Origin of the sequence: Duganella phyllosphaerae, from assembly GCF_001758785.1 — a bacterium.
Classification (GTDB): Bacteria; Pseudomonadota; Gammaproteobacteria; order Burkholderiales; family Burkholderiaceae_D; genus Rugamonas; species Rugamonas phyllosphaerae.
This window is the reverse complement of the sequence record NZ_LROM01000081.1, coordinates 40,683-58,829: the sequence shown is the minus strand read 5'-3', so window position 1 is coordinate 58,829 and position 18,147 is coordinate 40,683. Positions and strand designations below refer to the sequence as shown.

15 protein-coding genes are annotated in these 18,147 nt (G+C 64.0%); 7 read left to right on the top strand and 8 right to left on the bottom strand.

The genetic code is table 11. The annotated features are described in order from the left end of the window. Positions 1 to 19: 19 nt before the first annotated feature. The 3 genes from DUPY_RS11255 (at position 20) to DUPY_RS11245 (ending at position 1,871) form a co-directional block, all read left to right on the top strand. The gene (locus DUPY_RS11255; RefSeq protein WP_070248039.1) at positions 20 to 823 is read left to right on the top strand and encodes a transglutaminase family protein; all 804 of its coding nucleotides are present in this window, start codon (positions 20 to 22) and stop codon (positions 821 to 823) included. 101 nt (positions 824 to 924) lie between these two features. Beyond that, a complete protein-coding gene (locus tag DUPY_RS11250; protein WP_070248037.1) occupies positions 925 to 1,326 on the top strand; it encodes an Hpt domain-containing protein in 402 nt (133 codons plus the stop codon). A 194-nt stretch (positions 1,327 to 1,520) separates the two neighbouring features. Then, positions 1,521 to 1,871, top strand: a complete 351-nt coding sequence (locus tag DUPY_RS11245; RefSeq protein WP_070248035.1) for a hypothetical protein — start codon at positions 1,521 to 1,523, stop codon at positions 1,869 to 1,871. 82 nt (positions 1,872 to 1,953) lie between these two features. Here DUPY_RS11245 and DUPY_RS11240 read toward each other — a convergent pair whose 3' ends face one another. Both DUPY_RS11240 and DUPY_RS11235 read right to left on the bottom strand, forming a co-directional pair. After that, the gene (locus DUPY_RS11240) at positions 1,954 to 3,027 is read right to left on the bottom strand and encodes an SDR family oxidoreductase (protein ID WP_070248033.1); all 1,074 of its coding nucleotides are present in this window, start codon (positions 3,025 to 3,027) and stop codon (positions 1,954 to 1,956) included. Further along, complete coding sequence (locus tag DUPY_RS11235; protein ID WP_070248031.1) at positions 3,027 to 4,307, bottom strand: nucleotide sugar dehydrogenase; 1,281 nt, start codon at positions 4,305 to 4,307, stop codon at positions 3,027 to 3,029. Before DUPY_RS11235 ends, DUPY_RS11240 begins: the two co-directional genes overlap by 1 nt. A 222-nt stretch (positions 4,308 to 4,529) precedes the next feature. On the opposite strand from DUPY_RS11235, the gene prsT reads away from it, so the two are divergent. Next, entirely contained in the window at positions 4,530 to 7,238 is a 2,709-nt protein-coding gene (gene prsT / locus DUPY_RS11230; RefSeq protein ID WP_070248030.1) for an XrtA/PEP-CTERM system TPR-repeat protein PrsT, read from the top strand. Beyond that, positions 7,165 to 9,324 carry a hypothetical protein gene (locus DUPY_RS11225; RefSeq protein WP_070248029.1) on the top strand — a complete coding sequence of 720 codons (2,160 nt, stop codon included), beginning with the start codon at positions 7,165 to 7,167 and terminating at the stop codon, positions 9,322 to 9,324. Before prsT ends, DUPY_RS11225 begins: the two co-directional genes overlap by 74 nt. On the opposite strand, the gene DUPY_RS11220 is transcribed toward DUPY_RS11225, so the two are convergent. Both DUPY_RS11220 and DUPY_RS28640 read right to left on the bottom strand, forming a co-directional pair. Next, on the bottom strand, positions 9,261 to 9,968 hold the full coding sequence (locus tag DUPY_RS11220) for an N-acyl amino acid synthase FeeM domain-containing protein (RefSeq protein WP_229255327.1): 708 nt from the start codon (positions 9,966 to 9,968) through the stop codon (positions 9,261 to 9,263). The genes DUPY_RS11225 and DUPY_RS11220 overlap by 64 nt on opposite strands. Positions 9,969 to 10,094: 126 nt before the next feature. After that, the gene (locus DUPY_RS28640; protein WP_229255332.1) at positions 10,095 to 10,628 is read right to left on the bottom strand and encodes an XrtA/PEP-CTERM system exopolysaccharide export protein; all 534 of its coding nucleotides are present in this window, start codon (positions 10,626 to 10,628) and stop codon (positions 10,095 to 10,097) included. Positions 10,629 to 11,661: 1,033 nt separating this feature from the next. Between DUPY_RS28640 and nadB the strand changes: the two genes are divergently transcribed. Together nadB and DUPY_RS11200 are read left to right on the top strand one after the other, a co-directional pair. Beyond that, the gene (gene nadB, locus DUPY_RS11205) at positions 11,662 to 13,275 is read left to right on the top strand and encodes an L-aspartate oxidase (RefSeq protein WP_070248027.1); all 1,614 of its coding nucleotides are present in this window, start codon (positions 11,662 to 11,664) and stop codon (positions 13,273 to 13,275) included. 4 nt (positions 13,276 to 13,279) lie between these two features. Next, a complete protein-coding gene (locus DUPY_RS11200) occupies positions 13,280 to 13,822 on the top strand; it encodes a GNAT family N-acetyltransferase (protein WP_070248026.1) in 543 nt (180 codons plus the stop codon). On the opposite strand, the gene nadC is transcribed toward DUPY_RS11200, so the two are convergent. From nadC to DUPY_RS11180, 4 genes are all read right to left on the bottom strand, one after another. Beyond that, complete coding sequence (gene nadC / locus DUPY_RS11195; protein ID WP_070248025.1) at positions 13,819 to 14,685, bottom strand: carboxylating nicotinate-nucleotide diphosphorylase; 867 nt, start codon at positions 14,683 to 14,685, stop codon at positions 13,819 to 13,821. The two genes, DUPY_RS11200 and nadC, sit on opposite strands and share 4 nt — an antisense overlap. Next, positions 14,685 to 15,830 (bottom strand): quinolinate synthase NadA, encoded by a 1,146-nt coding sequence (gene nadA, locus DUPY_RS11190; protein ID WP_070248024.1) that lies wholly within the window; start codon positions 15,828 to 15,830, stop codon positions 14,685 to 14,687. Before nadA ends, nadC begins: the two co-directional genes overlap by 1 nt. A 2-nt stretch (positions 15,831 to 15,832) precedes the next feature. Continuing rightward, positions 15,833 to 17,434, bottom strand: a complete 1,602-nt coding sequence (locus DUPY_RS11185; protein WP_070248023.1) for an ABC-F family ATPase — start codon at positions 17,432 to 17,434, stop codon at positions 15,833 to 15,835. A gap of 94 nt (positions 17,435 to 17,528) precedes the next feature. Further along, on the bottom strand, positions 17,529 to 18,071 hold the full coding sequence (locus tag DUPY_RS11180; RefSeq protein WP_141749513.1) for a PEPxxWA-CTERM sorting domain-containing protein: 543 nt from the start codon (positions 18,069 to 18,071) through the stop codon (positions 17,529 to 17,531). Positions 18,072 to 18,147 lie beyond the last annotated feature (76 nt).

Here is an 18,147-nt window from a genome sequence, read left to right as displayed (position 1 = left end):
AAAAAGCGAAAGGCAAGCAATGCAACTGACCATACGGCACGAAACGCGCTACCTCTACACGGCGCCGCTGGCTTACACCATCGAGCAACTGCACATGACGCCGCGCAAGGAACCGCAGCAACAGGTGCAGTCCTGGCACCTGAATGTGCCCGGTCATGTGCACGCTTATACCGATGCTTTCGGCAACCTCTCGCACATGATGACCATGGATGTGCCGCACCGTGGTCTCGATATTGTCGCGTCAGGCATCGTCGAGACCACGGCGCCGCTCAAGGGCCGGGTGCCGAACGGCGACGCGTTGTCGCCGCTATTATTTACCGCGCCTACCCGGTTGACCGGGGCCACGCCGGGTATTCTCGAGCTGGCGGCCTCGTGCCTGCCGGACGGCCGCGCGCAATCGCGCGACCTCATGAGTTTAGCCGAGCACATCTTTGGTGCGGTCCGGTATCAAAGCGGTGCAACGGCGGTGACCACCACTGCCAGCGACGCGTTGGCGCTGGGCCAGGGTGTGTGCCAGGATCATGCCCACCTGTTCCTGGCTTGTTGTCACGCCCATGGTATTGCGGCGCGCTATGTTTCCGGCTACATCGACCCGGAAGAGAGCGACCACGCGGCCAGCCATGCCTGGGTAGATGCGTGGGTGGAAGACAAGGATTACCACGGCTGGATCAGCATCGACGTCACCCACGCGCGCCTGATGACCGATGCCTATTGCCGCTTGGCTATCGGCCGCGATTATGACGGTGCAGCGCCGATACGCGGTGTGCGACGCGGTGGCGGTATCGAGTCGATGGAGGTGAAGGTCGATATTTCCGCGCGCTAGCCGGTGGCAAAGGCCATTAATTTGTAACAATGTGTGCGCGGCTGGCCGTCGCAGCTGCGGTTAGCCGGGGTATACTGGGCTTTCAACCTCTGGAGTGACGCATGTCCGATACCCCCCGGTCACACGCCGATGAAAACGTATTCTCGGTTACCACTTTGCTCAAGTACATGGGCAACGACGACAAGGCGCTGGCCATCGTCACCAAGATCGTACGCGATGCCTGCGCGCCGCGCCGGACTCCGCTCGACCAGGCCCGCGCCGCCATCGAAGACGGTCGCCTGACTGAGGCCGGCAAGGTGTTTCACGGCCTGCGCGGCTCGGTGGGAAGCCTCGGCGCCAAGCGCCTGGTCGCTGCCGCGCTGGCGCTCGAGCAGGCACTTGGCGCGCACGACGCCGCCAATATCCCTGCCCTTCTGAGCACTGTCGAGGCCGAATACGATGCCGTGATGGCAGCGGCCGACGACTGGCTTGCTCAGCAACACCCCCCGCTCGCACCCGGTTGACGGGGCTAACGACTGGTTACAATTGTTACCGCCGGCCATGCTTGAAATGGCCAAAGTTGATTAATCTGCATGCTACTATCGCCATCGCTGATCACCGATGGCTTGCTCTTTTATTGCGCCAGACGTGCGACGCCGCAGTGCACCCGATTGTAAGATCGGGAAATCGAATGGCAAGCAAGGGGGTAGTCGAGCGTATGGATTTATTCAACAAGTCTGGAGTGCTGGTGGCGTCGGTACTGGTGATGGTCGGTACCGCTATAGGCTGGCAGGCACAGGATAGCCCGATACCCGCTCCGACCGAGATTGAAGCCGTGGCCACCCGCATTGGCGACGCCGGCCACGTGGCTGCCGAACGCCGTTTGCAGGAATGGGCCGACCTGGGTTCCCCGGTGGCCCAGCGCGAACTGGCGCTGCGTTACCTGTCCGATCCCGCCAAACGGGATCAAGCGATGGTCTTGTTCCAGCGCGCCGCCAACGGTGGCGACGCGCGTGCGGCCGGCCTGGTCGGGCTGGTGCGTGGCGGTTCCAGCCACATGCCGCGCTGATTGTCTTACCCGGCCCCCTACTTCCACCTGCTTCCCCCGAGTTCTCCGCTACGCGTGCCTGACCGGCACTGCCGTTCGGGTCTCAGGCGCGCCGGCCATGGTCGAGCTGTTCGATGTACCAGCGCAGCGCCTGGCGCAGTCCGCGCCGCAAGTCGTGAGTAGGTGCGTAGCCAAGCAACTCGCAGGCCTTGGCAATGTCGGCCTGAGAATGGCGCACGTCACCTGGACGGAAATCTGCGTACACCGGCTGGAAATCACGCAGGTGGCCGTAGCGGTCCACCAATAATTCCTGCAGTAATAAATACACTTCGTTGAGACTGGTGCGCGCCCCCAGCGCGACGTTGTACACCTGGTTGGCGGCGGCCGGCTGGTCGCCCAGCGCGGCCAGCAAGTTGGCCTGGACCACGTTGGCCACGTAGCAAAAATCGCGGCTGCTCTCGCCATCGCCGTGGATCACCACCTGGCGCTGCGCGATCATGGCGGCGATCCATTGGGGAATGACGGCGGCGTAGGCGCCGCACGGGTCCTGGCGCGGGCCAAACACATTGAAATACCGCAACCCGATCGACTGCTGGCCGTAGCTGCGCGCATACACTGCCGCGTACAACTCGTTGACATGCTTGCTCACCGCGTACGGCGACAGCGCCCGGCCGATATGCGGCTCCTGCTTGGGCAACGCCGGATGATCGCCGTAGGTGGCGCTGGACGCCGCATACACCACGCGCCGCACGCCGGCCAGCCGCGCCGCATCGAGCACATTGAGAAAGCCGCCGACGTTGATATCGTTGGTAAGCAGCGGATCGTCAAGCGAGCGCGCCACCGAACCGAGCGCCGCCTGGTGCAGTACGACATCGGCCCGCTCGCAGGCGCGGCGGCACGCCAGCGCGTCGCGGATATCGCCTTCGACCAGTTCGAAATTGCGCCAGATCGCCGGGCCCACCTGCTCGCGCACCTGCTCGAGGTTGTGGCGATAGCCGGTCAGAAAGTTATCCAAGCCGACCACCCGCTGCCCCAGCTCCAGCAACGCTTGCAGCAGGTTGGAGCCGATAAACCCGGCCGCGCCGGTGACCACCCAGCGGTATTGCTGCTGTGCCAGCTGTTCGCGCACGTGCTGGTAGGCGCCGGAGGCCGGCGTGCCATTCTCGTAGGCAATCATCACAGCCTCCAGACCGACAGGCCGCTGGCGCGCAGCGCCGCCTCATCGAACTGCGACTTGAGATCGATGAAGCAGCCGGCCGGGGCGACCTTGTCGCGCACCTGGGCCAGCGGCCGCGCGCACAGCTCGCGGTGGGCCACGGCGGCAATCAGCGCCTCGGCGCACGGCAGTTCGTCCCAGCTCGACAGTTTGACGCCGTATTCGTGCATGGCTTCGCCGGCGTCGGCCACCGGGTCGTGTACGTGCACTTGCAGGCCGTACGATTCGAGCTCGTGGATCATGTCGGCCACCTTGGAGTTGCGCAGGTCGGGGCAGTTTTCCTTGAAGGTCAGACCCAGCACGTTGACCCGGCAGCCCTTGAGCTTGAAGCCGGCCTGCACCATCTGCTTGACGGTCTTTTCCGCCACGAACTTGGCCATGCCGTCGTTGATGCGGCGCCCGGCCAGGATCACGTGCGGATGGTAGCCGAGCATTTCGGCCTTGTGCGTGAGGTAATACGGATCGACGCCGATGCAGTGGCCGCCCACCAGGCCCGGGCGGAACGGCAGGAAATTCCACTTGGTACCGGCCGCTTGCAACACTTCCAGGGTGTCGATGTGGAGCCGGTCGAAGATGATGGCGAGCTCGTTCATCAAGGCGATATTGAGGTCGCGCTGGGTGTTTTCGATGATCTTGGCCGCTTCGGCCACCTTGATGCTCGAGGCCCGGTGCACGCCGGCATCGACCACCTGCTCGTACAGCTGCGCCACGCGTTCCAAGGTGGCGTCGTCGTCGCCGGAAACCACCTTGCGGATCGAGGCCAGCGTGTGTTCCTTGTCGCCGGGGTTAATCCGTTCGGGCGAAAAGCCCACGTGAAAATCGCGCTTCCAGGTCAGCCCGGAATGGTGTTCCAGCAGCGGGATGCAGATTTCCTCGGTGGCGCCCGGGTACACGGTCGATTCATAGACCACCACCGCACCCGGCTTCATGTAGCGCCCGACCGACTCGCTGGCCCCGACCAGCGCCGAAAAATCGGGGTTGTGGGCGCTGTCCACCGGCGTGGGCACGGCCACGATAATCACATCGGCCGCGCCGATGGTCGCCGGGTCGCACCCCATTTCCAGCCAGCGCGAGGCCTGGAACTGCGCGGCGGTCACTTCGCCGGCGGGGTCGACGCCCATCCGGTAGCTGGCGACCTTGCGCTCCGATAAATCGACACCGATGGTGCGCCGGCTGGCGCCGAATGCCACCGCCAGCGACAAGCCCACGTATCCCAATCCCACCACTGCGACCACTTCCATTTGGCACCTCGTCTGTAGAACGTTGGCCGGACTGTCCCGGCTTACCCGCGTCTGGCCGATTCTACGGAGGGGTGCTGACCCACCATTGAGGTGGCACAAACGGCCCGTCCATTGCCCCGACGGCGCCCACGATCGCCACATCGGGCGCAATCTTGCGTGACATCAACGAAGCGCTTGCGCAAGCTCCTACGCTGGAAGGTCCCATCCGCCCAGGAGTGCGCCATGCCCAAGCTGCCCCCGATGTTGTGTGCGTTGTTGTTGTCCGTGCTGTTGCCTGCGTTGTTGGCCGGCTGCGGCAGCAAGTCCAGTCATGACCAGATGCTGACCGAAGCGCGTCAGCTCGAAGCGCGCGGCGAAACCAGGTCGGCCATCATCATGCTGAAAAACCTGGTGCGCGACGCGCCCAAGGACGCGGGCGCCCGGATGAACCTGGGACGCCTGTACCTGGACACCGGCGACATCCTGTCGGCGGAAAAGGAAATGCGACGCGCGCTGGAACTGGGCATGCCTGCCACCGAAGTCATGCCATGGCTGGGCAAAGCCATGTTGCTGCAGGGGCAGTTCGACCAGATGCTGGCGCAACTCGGCGCCGATCCGCGACAACCACGGCTGCTGGCCCTGCGCGGCCACGCCCTGCTGGGGCTGCAACGCAACAACGAGGCGGCCAGGCTGTTCGCACAAATACTGGTCGATCATCCCGAACACCCGGCGGCCCTGGTCGGCCAGGCGCGCATCGCCCTGCAAGCGCCGGACCAGGTGCTGGCTCTGGCCCTGGTCGAGCGGGCGCTGGTGGGTTTTCCCGATGACGTCGATGCCTGGCGCCTGAAAGGCGACCTGCTGCGGCTCAAGGGCGACAACCCCGGTGCGCTGGCAGCGTACCGGCGCGCACTGGCGTTGCACCCGGCGCTGGTGCAGGCCCATGTCGATATTGCCAGCCTGCACATTCAGTCGGGCCAGTTCGACCAGGCCGGCAAGGAGTTGGCGATTGCCCGCAACGTCTCGCCAAGCAGCCTGATGCTGATCTATACGCAAGCCTTGCTCGACTTCCGCCAGGGCAGGCTGGAAGCGGCGCGCGAACAGTTGCAACTGGTATTGCGCGCCGCGCCCGAGCACCTGCCCAGCCATTTATTGATGGGCGTGGTGATGCGCGGTGTGGGTTCTTACCCGCAGGCGGAGCAGCACCTGCGAAAATTTCTCGAAGCCAACCCGGGCCATGCCTACGCCAGCAAATTGCTGGCCTCGGTATTACTGCATGGCGGCGACGTCAAACAGGCGCTGGCGGTGATCGCACCGCTGTTGCCGCAAAATGAGAACGACGGCGAACTGCAGGCGCTGGCTGGTGAATTGTCGTTGCGGCTGCGGCGCTACGACCAGGCCGCCGCGTATTTCGACAAGGCCAGCGCGCTGGCGCCCAACACCACGATGCTGCGCACGGCGCTGGCCATGAGCCACCTGGGACAGGGCGACAGCACACGCGCCGTTGCCCAGCTTGAGCAGGCGGTGAGCCTGGACGAAAAATCGTCGCGCACTGGCGTATTGCTGGTGCTCACGCAACTGCGCAGCAAGGACTACGATGGCGCACTGGCAACGGTCAAGCGCATGGAAGCACACCATGTTGACAATCCCATGGTGCAAAACCTCAAGGGCGGCGTACTGCTGATACAGCGCGACAACGCGGGCGCACGCGCCAGCTTCGAGCGGGCCTTGAAAGCCGATCCGCTGTTCCTGCCGGCATACGACAACCTGACCCGGCTCGATCTCATCGACAAGCAGCCGGAGCGGGCGCGCAAACGGCTGGAGGCCACACTGGCGCGCGACCCACGCAACCTCGACTTGATGGTATCGCTGACCAACCTGGCGCTCTCGACCAAACAGCCGGCGCTGGCGCTGACCTGGCTCGAGCGGGCGGTGCGCGAGTATCCCGAGGATGTCGATGCGAGCTTGCGGCTGGCGCGTTTCCTGGCGCGCGGCGACACCCTGCCCCGCGCCCTCCTGTTACTGGAAAAACTGGCGGCCACACATCCTGCCAACTCGCAAGTACTGGGCCAGCTGGCGCAGTTGCAGGAGCGCAGCGGCAAAACCGACGAGGCGCTCGACAACTGGGTGCGCTTGTCCATCGTGCAGCCGAACGCGGCAGACGTGCAACTGCGCATCGCCGACCTGCGCATGCTTGCCGGCGACTTCGACGGCGCCCACAAGGCGCTCAACAAGGTATTGGCGCCCGGCGCCATGGCCGCCACGGCGCCAGTGCGCGCCAGAGCGCAAGTCGCGCAAGTACGGCTGCTGATACGGCAGCGGTCGTGGGGACCAGCGCTGCAAGTGGTGCACGGTTTGCAGAAGGCCCGGCCCGCCGACGCACTGGGCTACCGGCTCGAAGCCGATATCGCGCTGGCGCGCAAGCAATTGGTGCCGGCCACCAAGCTGTACCAGAAGGCGTACGACCTGCAACCGGGCGCGCCGATGCTGATTCCGCTGTACAGCGCCCTGGTGCAAGCGGGCCAACCCGATCAAGCCCGGCAACGGATGCAGCAATGGCTGACCAGCCACGACGACGACCATACCACCCGCCTGTACTACGCCAACAGCCTGCTGGCCGAAAAGGATTTCGTTGCCAGCATCGCCCAGTTCGCGCACCTACACCGGCAAATGCCCGGCCAAGCGCTGGTGCTCAACAACCTGGCCTGGTTGTACCAGCAAGTACAAGACCCTCGGGCCCTGGCAACCGCCGAGCAGGCCTACGCGCTGGCGCCCGACAACCCGGTGGTGCTCGACACCCTGGGCGCGCTCCTGTCCGGACAAGGCCAGCACGGCCGCGCCATCGGCGTTCTGAAACGCGCGGCCGTGCTGGCGCCAAACAATGCCGACATCCGCCGACACCTGGAGGCGGCGCAAGCCGGGGCCGGCGCGCCCGGTGCCGTCGCCAACCGCTAGCGTGGGCACTGGCGTGGGCATCAAAGGCAGGTTGCTGGCGCGCGGGACCACGTGGCCAACCGCTGGCGAGGGCCTCAAAGGCAGGTTGCTGCTGCGGTCGATGGTCGCGGCATTGGCGCTGGCCGCGCTGGTGGCAGCCCTGGCTGTCTATCCGCTGCGCGGGCATTGGCTGGCGCCGCTGCTGCTGTGCTACGTCGGCTTGCTGTGCTGGCGTCCGGCGCTGTGGCTGTTGCTGCTGCCGGCACTGCTGCCTGCCGTGGACCTGGCGCCGGTCACCGGCTGGTTCTTCCTCGAAGAAATCGACCTGCTGTTGCTGGCGACGGTGGCCTGTTGTACAGTCCGCTTGCCGCATGAAGAATCCGCCTTGCCCGCCTGGGCGCCGTGGTTTCGCTTCGGTATGGTGCTGATGACGATCGCCTGTCTGGCCGGCCTGTGGCGCGGCCTGCAGCCGTGGCCCAGCCTGGCCGCGCTGCACGATCCCAATGCCTTCAGCCAGTATGTGAGTCCGTTCAGTGCCGTACGCATCGCCAAGGCCTGGCTGTGGACGCTGCTGCTGTTGCCGTTGCTGCGTCGCACCGCCGGCCCTCAACTGCAACGCTTGGCGAGCCACTTCGTGCCCGGCATGCTGGCCGGGTTGCTGCTGGTTTCTGGCGCGGCGGTGCAGGAGCGGGTGCTATTCCCCGGCTTGCTCAATCTGTCTACCGATTACCGTATCACCGCGCCATTCTCTGCAATGCACACGGGCGGCGCGGCGCTCGATGGCTACCTGGCGCTGTGCACGCCGCTGGCGGCGCTCTGGTTGCACCAGGCCAGGCGCTGGTGGCAGGCGCTGGCGGGGCTCGGGCTGCTGGGACTGGCCCTGTACGCGGGACTGGCGACGTTTTCACGTGGCCTGTATGCGGCGTACGCGGTATCGCTGCTGGTCGTGGCGGCCGGCTGGCGGCTGGCGACGCCGCCCATGCCAGGCCGGTCCCGCCGGCTTACGGCCGCGTTCGCCCTTTTGCTGGTGGCAGCAGCGGCCGCAGCCTTTCACGACAGCTATTACGTCGAGCAGCGCTTTGCCTCTACCGCCGCCGATGTCGATCATCGCCGCCAGCATTGGCGCGAGGTGCTGGCCATGATGGATGACGACGACGTGACCACCGCGCTGGGCATGGGCCTCGGCAAATTTCCCTCCGTCTATTACTGGCGCAATCACGGCCAGGAAACCCCGCCCGGCTACCAGTATCTGGACAAGGAGGACGACCGTTACCTGGAAGCCAGCAATCGCGGCGGGAACGTCCCCGGCGACCGTGTTCACGGCGACCGCTTCCACGGCGGCCGCTTCCTCCGCCTGTCCGCCGGTCAATACAATGCGGGGTTCGGCGAGCTGCTGCGGATCTGGCAAACCGTGCCGCTGATCGCCGGCCGCGAGTACCAGCTGGCGGTGGACGTGCGCACAGCGTCACCGATGGCGTTCCTGCACCTGCGCCTGTGCGAACGGCAGCTGCTGTACCCGATCCACTGCATCGCCGTGCCGCTGCGGCGGCTGTCGGCTCGGCCGGACTGGCAGCAGCTGCGCCTGAATTTCAACGCTGGCAAACTCGGCAGCCGCAGGGCGCCGGTCCGGCTGGAACTGGCCGCAGAAGGCCAGCACGCCGTGGTCGATGTCGATAACGTCAGCCTGCGCCTGATGCCGGACGACCGCGAACTGCTGCGCAATGGCGACTTTACCGAGGCCAACGATTACTGGTTCTTTAGCAGCGACCGCCATCACCTGCCCTGGCATATCAAGAACCTGGCGCTCAATGTCTATTTCGAGATGGGCTGGTTGGGACTGCTGGCTGTTGCAGCGCTGGCGCTGGGCACCAGCGCCCTGTTGCTCGGCCGCGCCTTGAACCGGCCGCGCGCCTTCGATGCAGCGGCCTGGCTGGCAGCGCTGATCGGATTGCAGGTCGTGGGCCTGTTCGACAGCCTGGTCGATGTGCCGCGCATCGCCCTGTTGACCATGCTGGTGCTGGGGGCGGCGTCGCTGCGCCCGTCTCACGTCTTGCCTTCTACCAGGCGGCCGGTAATGCCGGGTTCGTCCCAGCGCGGGAAAAAATAGGGGTAGAACGAGCGCTCGGCGGCGTCGTGCTGTTCCATCTGGCCGCCGAACTTGCGGATTTGCTCGCCCATGTAGTCGAGCTCTAACCGTAACAGCACCGCTGGCGCACCCACCCGGGTGCAATCGCGCTGGCCGCCAAAGTTGCGGAAACCCAGCATGCGCTTGTAAAACATGACGTGGCGTGGATTGACCTCGATGATGTAGTCGGTATAGCCGTGAATGTTGTGGGCATAGATGTAGGAAATGTGGATCAGCGCGGCAAACACGCGCTTGGAAACGCCCTTGTCGATGGCCAAACGCGACGGCTCGCACAGGCGCCGTTGCTCGCTGCGCAGTTCGTCGAGCTTGTCGCGGTAGTTTTCGTCGGCAGGCAGGCCCATCCCGGTGCTGTCGAGGCACAGCGACATGGTGCCGACGGTATTGCCACCGGTTTCCGCGAACAGGGTGATCTTGTTCGGCGAGGGTATGGTGCCGGGCTCGACGCTATACCCGCGCCAGCCATACATTTTTTTCAGCAGTAGGCTGGCCGCTTCGCGCCGCCCTGCCGAGTTGGCCATGCGGATATGAAACACCTGCTGGTCCAGCTGGTGGTCGAGCAGGGCTTCGCCTTTGCCTTCTCCCACCACCATGTCGCGCAGGTCCATGCCAGCTTCGAAAGATATGATTGCATCGTCATCGTGCACTTTGGCTCCCGTCTGATCTCCAAACATGGTTCAGACAGAACTACTTTCAAAAAGTTCCCTTAAATTAAAAAATATAGTTCGAACTTTTTAGAACCAGCCTTCCGGGATTACCAATATGTCGCCCGGCAAGACGATTACGTTGGCTGAAATGTCGCCGTTGCGCAGCAAATCGTGCAGGCGGACCGGCAGCGCCAGCCGCTGGCCATCGACGGTGCGGATGATGTTGGCCTTGTTGCCTGCGGCAAAGTCGGTGATGCCACCAACCGAGATCAGCACATCCATCAGCGACATGCCTTGCCGGTAGGCCAGTGCCTGCGGCCGCGCGGCCTGGCCGATCACGCGGATCTGCTGGGCATAGGGGCCGACAAAGCTGGTAACGATCACGGTCACCAGCGGTTGCTGGATGTATTTTTCCAGCGATTTTTCGATGTCGCGCGCCAACTGGGTAGAGGTCTTGCCAGCGGCTTGCAGGTCTTCCACCAGCGGCGTGGTGATCTTGCCGTCGGGCCGCACCGGCACGCTGATCGACACTTCCGGGTTGCGCCATACATTGATGTTGAGCACGTCGCCTGCACCGATCTGGTACGCCACGTGAGCAGCGATCGGCTGCGGTTCCAGCAGCGATGGCGCACTGCCGCACCCTGCCAGGTTAGACAAGTAGATGAATCCCCCCACAAGCTTCAGATAGCTCGGTTGCAGCGAGTCGAGCCGAATCTGGCATGCCTCGCGCTCGAAAAAAGTGGCGGCGTCGGTGATGCGCACGCCGCCGACTGCGCATTCGAGCAGCTGGCGCACCGGGAACGCGCCGTTGCGGCGATCCGCCACCGAGACGATGATTTCCTCGGCTGCGTAGCGCCGCGCCAGGATCAGCAGCGATACGTCCGGTGTCAGCACCATGGCAGGCGGCACGCGCCGGTCTTCGCCATCGACGGGCACGCAGCCCACCACCCGAAATCGGTGAAAGCCGCCACCGCTGGCCAAGTCCAGGCATTCGCGCGCGGTGGGGCCGTCGCCCACGATCATCAGGCGTTTTTCCAGCATGCGCGAGCCGGCCGACGTGAACACCACCAGCCGCGCCAGCAGCACCGCTGCGCCGCCCAGCACGAACACCATGCTGCCCAGGCGTCCGAACTGCGGCGCCGGCAGCAGCATCGCCAGGAGGCTGAACAGGCAAAAGCCCAGCAAAAAAGATGGCAAGATACGGCGCAGGGTATTGTGCAGATCTTCGCGCGCCTGCTGGTGCTGGTACATGCCCAATGCCCCCATCGAAAACACCAGCACCAACGCGAATGCGGCAGCCGGCAGGTAAAGGGAATCGGGCATAGGCGCTTGCCCGGGCAGCAGCATGGGCGCGCTGGCCAGAGCAGCGGTGACCAGTAGCAGCACTTCCATCAGCAGCAGCAGGAAGGCCATTTTCGATACATAGTGATGAAAAATACGGATCACGGTCGGCTCCCTGGCAGGCAAAAACGCGCAAGCCTCCATGATCGCAAGAACGAGTCCGCCTGCTTTTGCGCCGCCACAATGGCCGCCAGGCGCAATCACGACGGTGAGCGAAGCAGCGCAAAGCCTGTGTAAATAGCAGGGGTATATGACCAAACTGTGACAAATCGACTATAGTCATGGTTCCCTACTGCATTCAGCCATGTAAATCATGAAATTTGATGTTGCCATCGTCGGCAGCGGACTGGCCGGCCTCTCGGTCGCGCTGCACCTCGCCGAAACCCGTACTGTCGCCATTATTTCCAAACGTGCCTTGAGAGATGGCGCCAGCAACTGGGCCCAGGGCGGCATCGCCGCAGTGCTCGATTCCGGCGACAGCCACCACCAGCACATCGACGACACCCTGGTCGCCGGCGGCGGCCTGTGCGACGAAAGCGCCACGCGCTTCATCGTCGAACACGGCCGCGAAGCGATCGAATGGCTGATCGCGCAAGGCGTGCCCTTTACCCGCGACGCCACCGCCGAAATGGGCTTCCATCTCACTCGCGAGGGTGGCCACAGCCAGCGCCGCATCATCCACGCGGCCGACGCCACCGGCCACGCGGTGCAGGTCACGCTGGAAGAGAAGGTGCGCGCGCATCCGAACATTTCGCTGTTCGAACACCACTGCGCGATCGACCTGATCACCTCCGACAAGGTCAACCCGGATGCAAAAGGCCACTCGCAACCGAAATGCCACGGCCTGTACGTGCAGGACGAACGCAGCGGCCAGGTACATACGTTTGCGGCCGAGCACACGGTGCTGGCCACCGGCGGCGCCGGCAAGGTGTACCTGTACACCACCAACCCGGACACCGCCAGTGGCGACGGCATCGCCATGGCCTGGCGCGCCGGCTGCCGTATCTCCAACATGGAGTTCATCCAGTTCCATCCGACCTGCCTGTACCACCCGTACGCGAAATCGTTCCTGATCACCGAAGCGATTCGCGGCGAAGGCGGTTTGCTCAAGCTGCCGCCCGAGGCCGGCGCCGCCGCCGGCACCCGCTTCATGCTGGCGCACGACGACCGCGCCGAACTGGCGCCACGCGACGTGGTGGCCCGCGCGATCGACTTCGAGATCAAGAAGCGCGGCCTCGATTACGTTCACCTCGACATCAGCCACAAGCCGGCCGACTGGCTGATCGAGCATTTCCCCACCATTTACGCGCGCTGCCTGGAGCTGGGCATCGACATCACCCGGGAGCCGATCCCGATCGTGCCGGCCGCGCACTACACCTGCGGCGGCGTGGTCACCGACCTGCAAGGCCGCACCGACCTGCCGGGCCTTTACGCAGTGGGCGAAACCGCCTGCACCGGCCTGCACGGCGCCAACCGCCTGGCCAGCAATTCGCTGCTCGAATGCGTGGTGGTGGGCAGCGCCTGCGCACGCGACATCGCCGCCAAGGAAAAGGGCGAGATCCCGTACCTGCCCGACTGGGACGAAAGCCGCGTGACCGACGCCGACGAGGAAGTGGTGATCGCCCACAACTGGGACGAACTGCGCCGCTTCATGTGGAACTACGTGGGCATCGTGCGCACCACCAAGCGCCTCGAACGCGCCCAGCACCGCATTGCGCTCCTCAAGGAAGAAATCGACGAGTACTACCGCAACTTCCGTATCACCCACGACCTGCTGGAGCTGCGCAACCTGGTGGACGTGGCGAGCCTGATCGTCAACAGCGCGCTGCAGCGGCGCGAGAGCCGTGGCCTGCACTTCAGCCGCGACTATCCCGAGACCTTGCCCAAGGCGCTGCCAAGCATCCTCACGCCGCCGCACCGCAAGTAAGGCCATGCCAACCGTCCGCGCCGCCGTTCACGACGACATCGCTGCGATGGAAGCGCTGATTTGCCGCTCGGGCATCGACCTGAGCGCAGGTTTTTACACGCCCGAACAGGCGCGCGCGATCACCGACCACGTATTCGGCGTCGATACCCAGCTGGTCACGGACCGGACGTACTTTATCGTGGAAGAAGCAGGAAAGATGGTGGCGTGCGGGGGTTGGAGCCGCCGCGCCACGCTGTTTGGCGCCGACCGCATCAAGCAGCAGGCCGATCCCCTGCTCGACCCGGCAATCGAACCGGCGCGCATCCGCGCCTTCTTTGTCGAGCCGTGGGCAGCGCGGCGCGGTTACGGCAGGCTGCTGCTGACCTGGTGCACCGAGGCTGCCGCCGCTGGCGGCTTTACCACGCTGGAACTGGCAGCCACACTGCCAGGGGTGCCGCTCTATGCTGCGTGCGGCTTCGAGAAGGTGGAGAATATCGACATCACGCTGCCCGGACCGGCGAACCGGCCATTGCAGGTGCCGCTGGTACGGATGCGCAAAACGATTTAACCAATTATCCGCAACGAGAAATCGGTCGCCCGAATATCCTTGGTCAGGCTGCCGATAGAGATGCGGTCAACGCCGGTTTCCGCAATCGCCCGCACGGTATCGAAGTTGATGCCGCCAGACGCTTCCAGCAGCGCCCTGCCCGCATTCATCGCCACCGCTTCGCGCATCAAGTCGGTGCTGAAGTTGTCGAGCAGGACCGAGACCGCGCCGGCGTCCAGCGCCTCTTTCAGCTCGGCCAGATTTTCAACTTCCACCTGGATCGTCACGCCCGCGTCGAGGCGTTTGGCTGCCAGCACCGCGTTGGTGACGCCGCCGGCTGCTGCGATATGGTTTTCCTTGATCAGGATGCCGTCGTACAGCGCCAGGCGCTGGTTCTGGCCCCCGCCCACACGCACCGCGTACTTTTGCGCCAGCCGCAGGCCGGGCAAGGTTTTGCGGGTGTCGAGGATGGCGGCGCGGGTGCCGGCAATCACGTCCACGTATTTGCGGGTGGCAGTGGCCACGCTTGAGAGCAGTTGCAGGAAGTTCAGCGCAGAACGTTCGGCCGTGAGCAGCGCGCGCGCAGGCCCGGTCAGGGTGCAGACCACGCTGTCGGCCGTCATCAGGTCGCCTTCGGCGTACTGCCAGTCGATCTCGATGCCGGCCTGCAGGCAGTTCATCACGCCCTCGAACCACGGGGCGCCGCACAGCACGGCGTCTTCGCGCACGATCACGCGGGCCGTCACGCTCCCGCCGTCCGGCACCAGCAGGCCGGTCAGATCGCCGGTGCCCACGTCTTCCAGCAAAGCTGCCAGCAGGTTGGCCTCGAAAGCGGTGCGCAGGGCGTCGTCGAACGGCGCAAAGGTATTCTTGAGGGTGCTCATCATGCCGGTCCAATTCCCGAAAACAGTTGCGCTTCCTGGCCCAGGTCCGGGCCCGGCTGCACCTTGGCTTTTTTGGCTGCCGCAAAGTCCAGCATGCGGTTGATCGCCACCACGGCCTGCTGGCCGATTTCAGCGTCAACGAAGATTTCGTTCGAGGTCACGGTGTCCATGTTCTCCAGCAGGTCGGCCAGATTTTGCAGACCGTTCATCGCCATCCACGGACAATGTGCGCAGCTCTTGCACGTGGCGCTATTGCCGGCCGTGGGCGCGACGATGAATTTTTTACCTGGCGCGGCGGCCTGCATCTTGTGCAGGATGCCGTTGTCGGTGGCGACGATGAAGGTGTCGGCGTCCATCTCCACGGCAGCGTTGATGATCTGCGTGGTGGAACCGACCACGTCGGCCAGCGCTACCACGTTGGCCGGCGACTCCGGGTGCACCAGCACTTTCGCGTCCGGGTACTGCTCCTTGAGCAGGTCCAGTTCCACGCCCTTGAACTCATCGTGCACCAGGCAGGAGCCCTGCCACAGCAGCATGTCGGCGCCGGTTTCTTTCTGAATGTAGCCGCCCAGGTGTTTGTCTGGCGCCCACAGGATTTTCTTGCCCTGCGCATGCAGGTGCTTGACGATATCGAGGCCGATCGATGACGTCACCATCCAGTCGGCGCGCGCCTTGACGGCCGCACTGGTGTTGGCGTACACCACCACCGTGCGGTCCGGGTGCTGGTCGCAGAACGCCGTGAACTCGTCCACCGGGCAGCCCAGGTCGAGCGAACAGGTGGCGTCGAGGTCCGGCATCAGGATGCGTTTTTCAGGGCTGAGGATCTTGGCGGTTTCGCCCATGAAGCGCACGCCGGCCACGATCAGCGTCCTGGCGGCATGATCACGGCCGAAGCGCGCCATCTCCAGCGAATCGGACACGCAGCCGCCGGTTTCCTCGGCCAGGTCCTGCAGGTCGGCATCGACATAGTAATGCGCGACCAGCACCGCTTCGCGCTCGACCAGCAGCTGCTTGATGCGGGCCTTGAGCGCGGTGCGCTGGTCGGCCGTGGGAGTGGCTGGCGTACGGGCCCAGGCATGGGCCACGCAGCTGGCGCCGTCTTGCGGATGCTCGTACTCGACCGGTTTGATTTCCAGGGTTTGCATGATCAGTCGATGCCCTGGCTGGTCAGGTACTCCTCGTAGTTGCCACGGAAGTCGACAACTTCGTTTTCCTTGATTTCGATGATGCGGTTGGCCAGCGACGACACGAATTCGCGGTCGTGCGAAACGAAGATCAGCGTGCCCGCATATTTTTCCAGCGCGATGTTGAGCGACTCGATCGATTCCATGTCCATGTGATTGGTCGGTTCATCGAGCAGCAGCACGTTGTGGCGGCCCAGCATCAGCTTGCCGTACATCATGCGGCCCTTCTCGCCACCGGACAGCACCTTTACCGATTTTTTCACCTCGTCGCCGCCGAACAGCAGGCGACCCAGGATCGAGCGCACGGCCTGGTCGTCGTCGCCCTCTTGGGTCCAGTTGCCCATCCAGTCGGTCAGCGTAATGTCTTTGGCAAATTCTTCGGTCGGGTCTTGCGGCATGTAGCCGACGTTGGCGTTTTCCGCCCACTTGACCATGCCGTGGTCCGCGTGCAGGTGGGCGATGTCGTCGCCGCCAATGCAGCGCAGCATGGTGGTTTTACCGGCGCCGTTGGCGCCGATGATGGCGATGCGTTCGCCTGCTTCGACCATGATGCTGAAGTTGTTGAACAGCGTGCGGTCGTAGGTCTTGGAGATGCTGTCCACCTCGACTGCCAGGCGGTGCAGCTTTTTCTCGCCGTCGAAGCGCACGAACGGATAGGCGCGCGACGATGGCTTGATGTCGTCGACCTTGATCTTGTCGATCTGCTTGGCGCGCGACGTGGCCTGGCGGGCCTTGGACTTGTTGGCAGCGAAGCGGCGCACGAAGTCTTGCAGCTCGGCGACCTTTTCCTTGGCCTTGGCATTGTTGGCCAGTTGCTGGTTGCGCGCCTGGGTGGAGGCGAACATGTACTCGTCGTAGTTGCCCGGGTAGATTTTCAGCGTGCCGTAATCCATGTCGGCCACGTGGGTGCACACCTGGTTGAGGAAGTGGCGATCGTGGGAAATGATGATCATGGTGGAGTTGCGCTCGTTGAGCACGTCTTCCAGCCAGCGAATCGTGTTGATGTCCAGGTTGTTGGTCGGTTCGTCGAGCAGCAAAATGTCCGGGTTCGAGAACAGCGCCTGCGCCAGCAGCACGCGCAGCTTCCAGCCTGGCGATACATTGCTCATCGGTCCCTGGTGCAGCTCGATCGCCACGCCGGCGCCCAGCAGCAGTTCGCCGGCACGCGACTCGGCCGTGTAGCCGTCGTACTCGGACACTTTGCCTTCCAGTTCGGCGGCCTTCATGTAGTCGTCGTCGGTCGCTTCCAGGTTGGCGTAGATGGCGTCGCGCTCCTGCATTGCCGCCCACATCTCGGTGTGGCCCATCATCACTACGTCGAGCACGCGCATGTCTTCAAAGGCAAACTGGTCCTGGCGCAGCTTGCCCAGGCGTTCGTTGGTGTCGAGCATGACGTTGCCGCCGGACGGGTCGAGATCGCCGCCGAGGATTTTCATGAACGTCGATTTGCCGCAGCCGTTGGCGCCGATCAGGCCATAACGGTTGCCATCGCCGAACTTGACGGAGATGTTTTCAAACAACGGCTTGGCGCCGAACTGCATCGTGATATTGGCTGTAGAGAGCATCTGTAATGAGGTTTTTCTATTGAAATCATGCCGTTAGGCGGAATGCCATGATTATACAGCACCCGCCCCCTGCGCTATGTCCGCAGCCCCGGCCTCAGCCCGGTCGGCGCCGACGTGCTGCCAAGCCCAACAGTGCGAGGCCGCCCACCATCATGGCCCACGCATGCGGCTCGGGGACCACGCCAAGATTTACCACCACGCGCGTACCCTGATCGAAGCTCAATCCCTGCCAGTTGATGCGCAGTGTATTGCCCGAGATGACGACGTTGTCAGCGCCGAAGCCCGCCATATTGGTTGCTGGAGCGACCGAAAACACGGGCGTAAAACTGTCGCTCAGGTTGGCGACGACCAGTCCATTGAATGCGGCAGGCAACCAGAATGCGGAAAAATTGAAGTCGGTGGCGATTATCTGCGTATCGGTCACGCGCAGGGTGAACACACCGCGCGGGTCGACGAAGTCGGTGCCGGCGCCGGAAATGACCGATGTGCCGAAATCGGTAGCGGGCGTATCCAGGTCGGGATAGAAATACGTAATCCTGACCGCATCGCCAGCCAAACCGGCGCGGGCCGGATTGATGGCGGCTAGCGCCAATACAAAAACAATCATCAGGTTCCTTGCAACGCGGAGCATGTTCATGATGTATCCCTCTGTGTGGAAGTTGAGCTTGGAATCACGCCGAATCAGCTGCGGCGATCACGCTGCCACAGTCAAC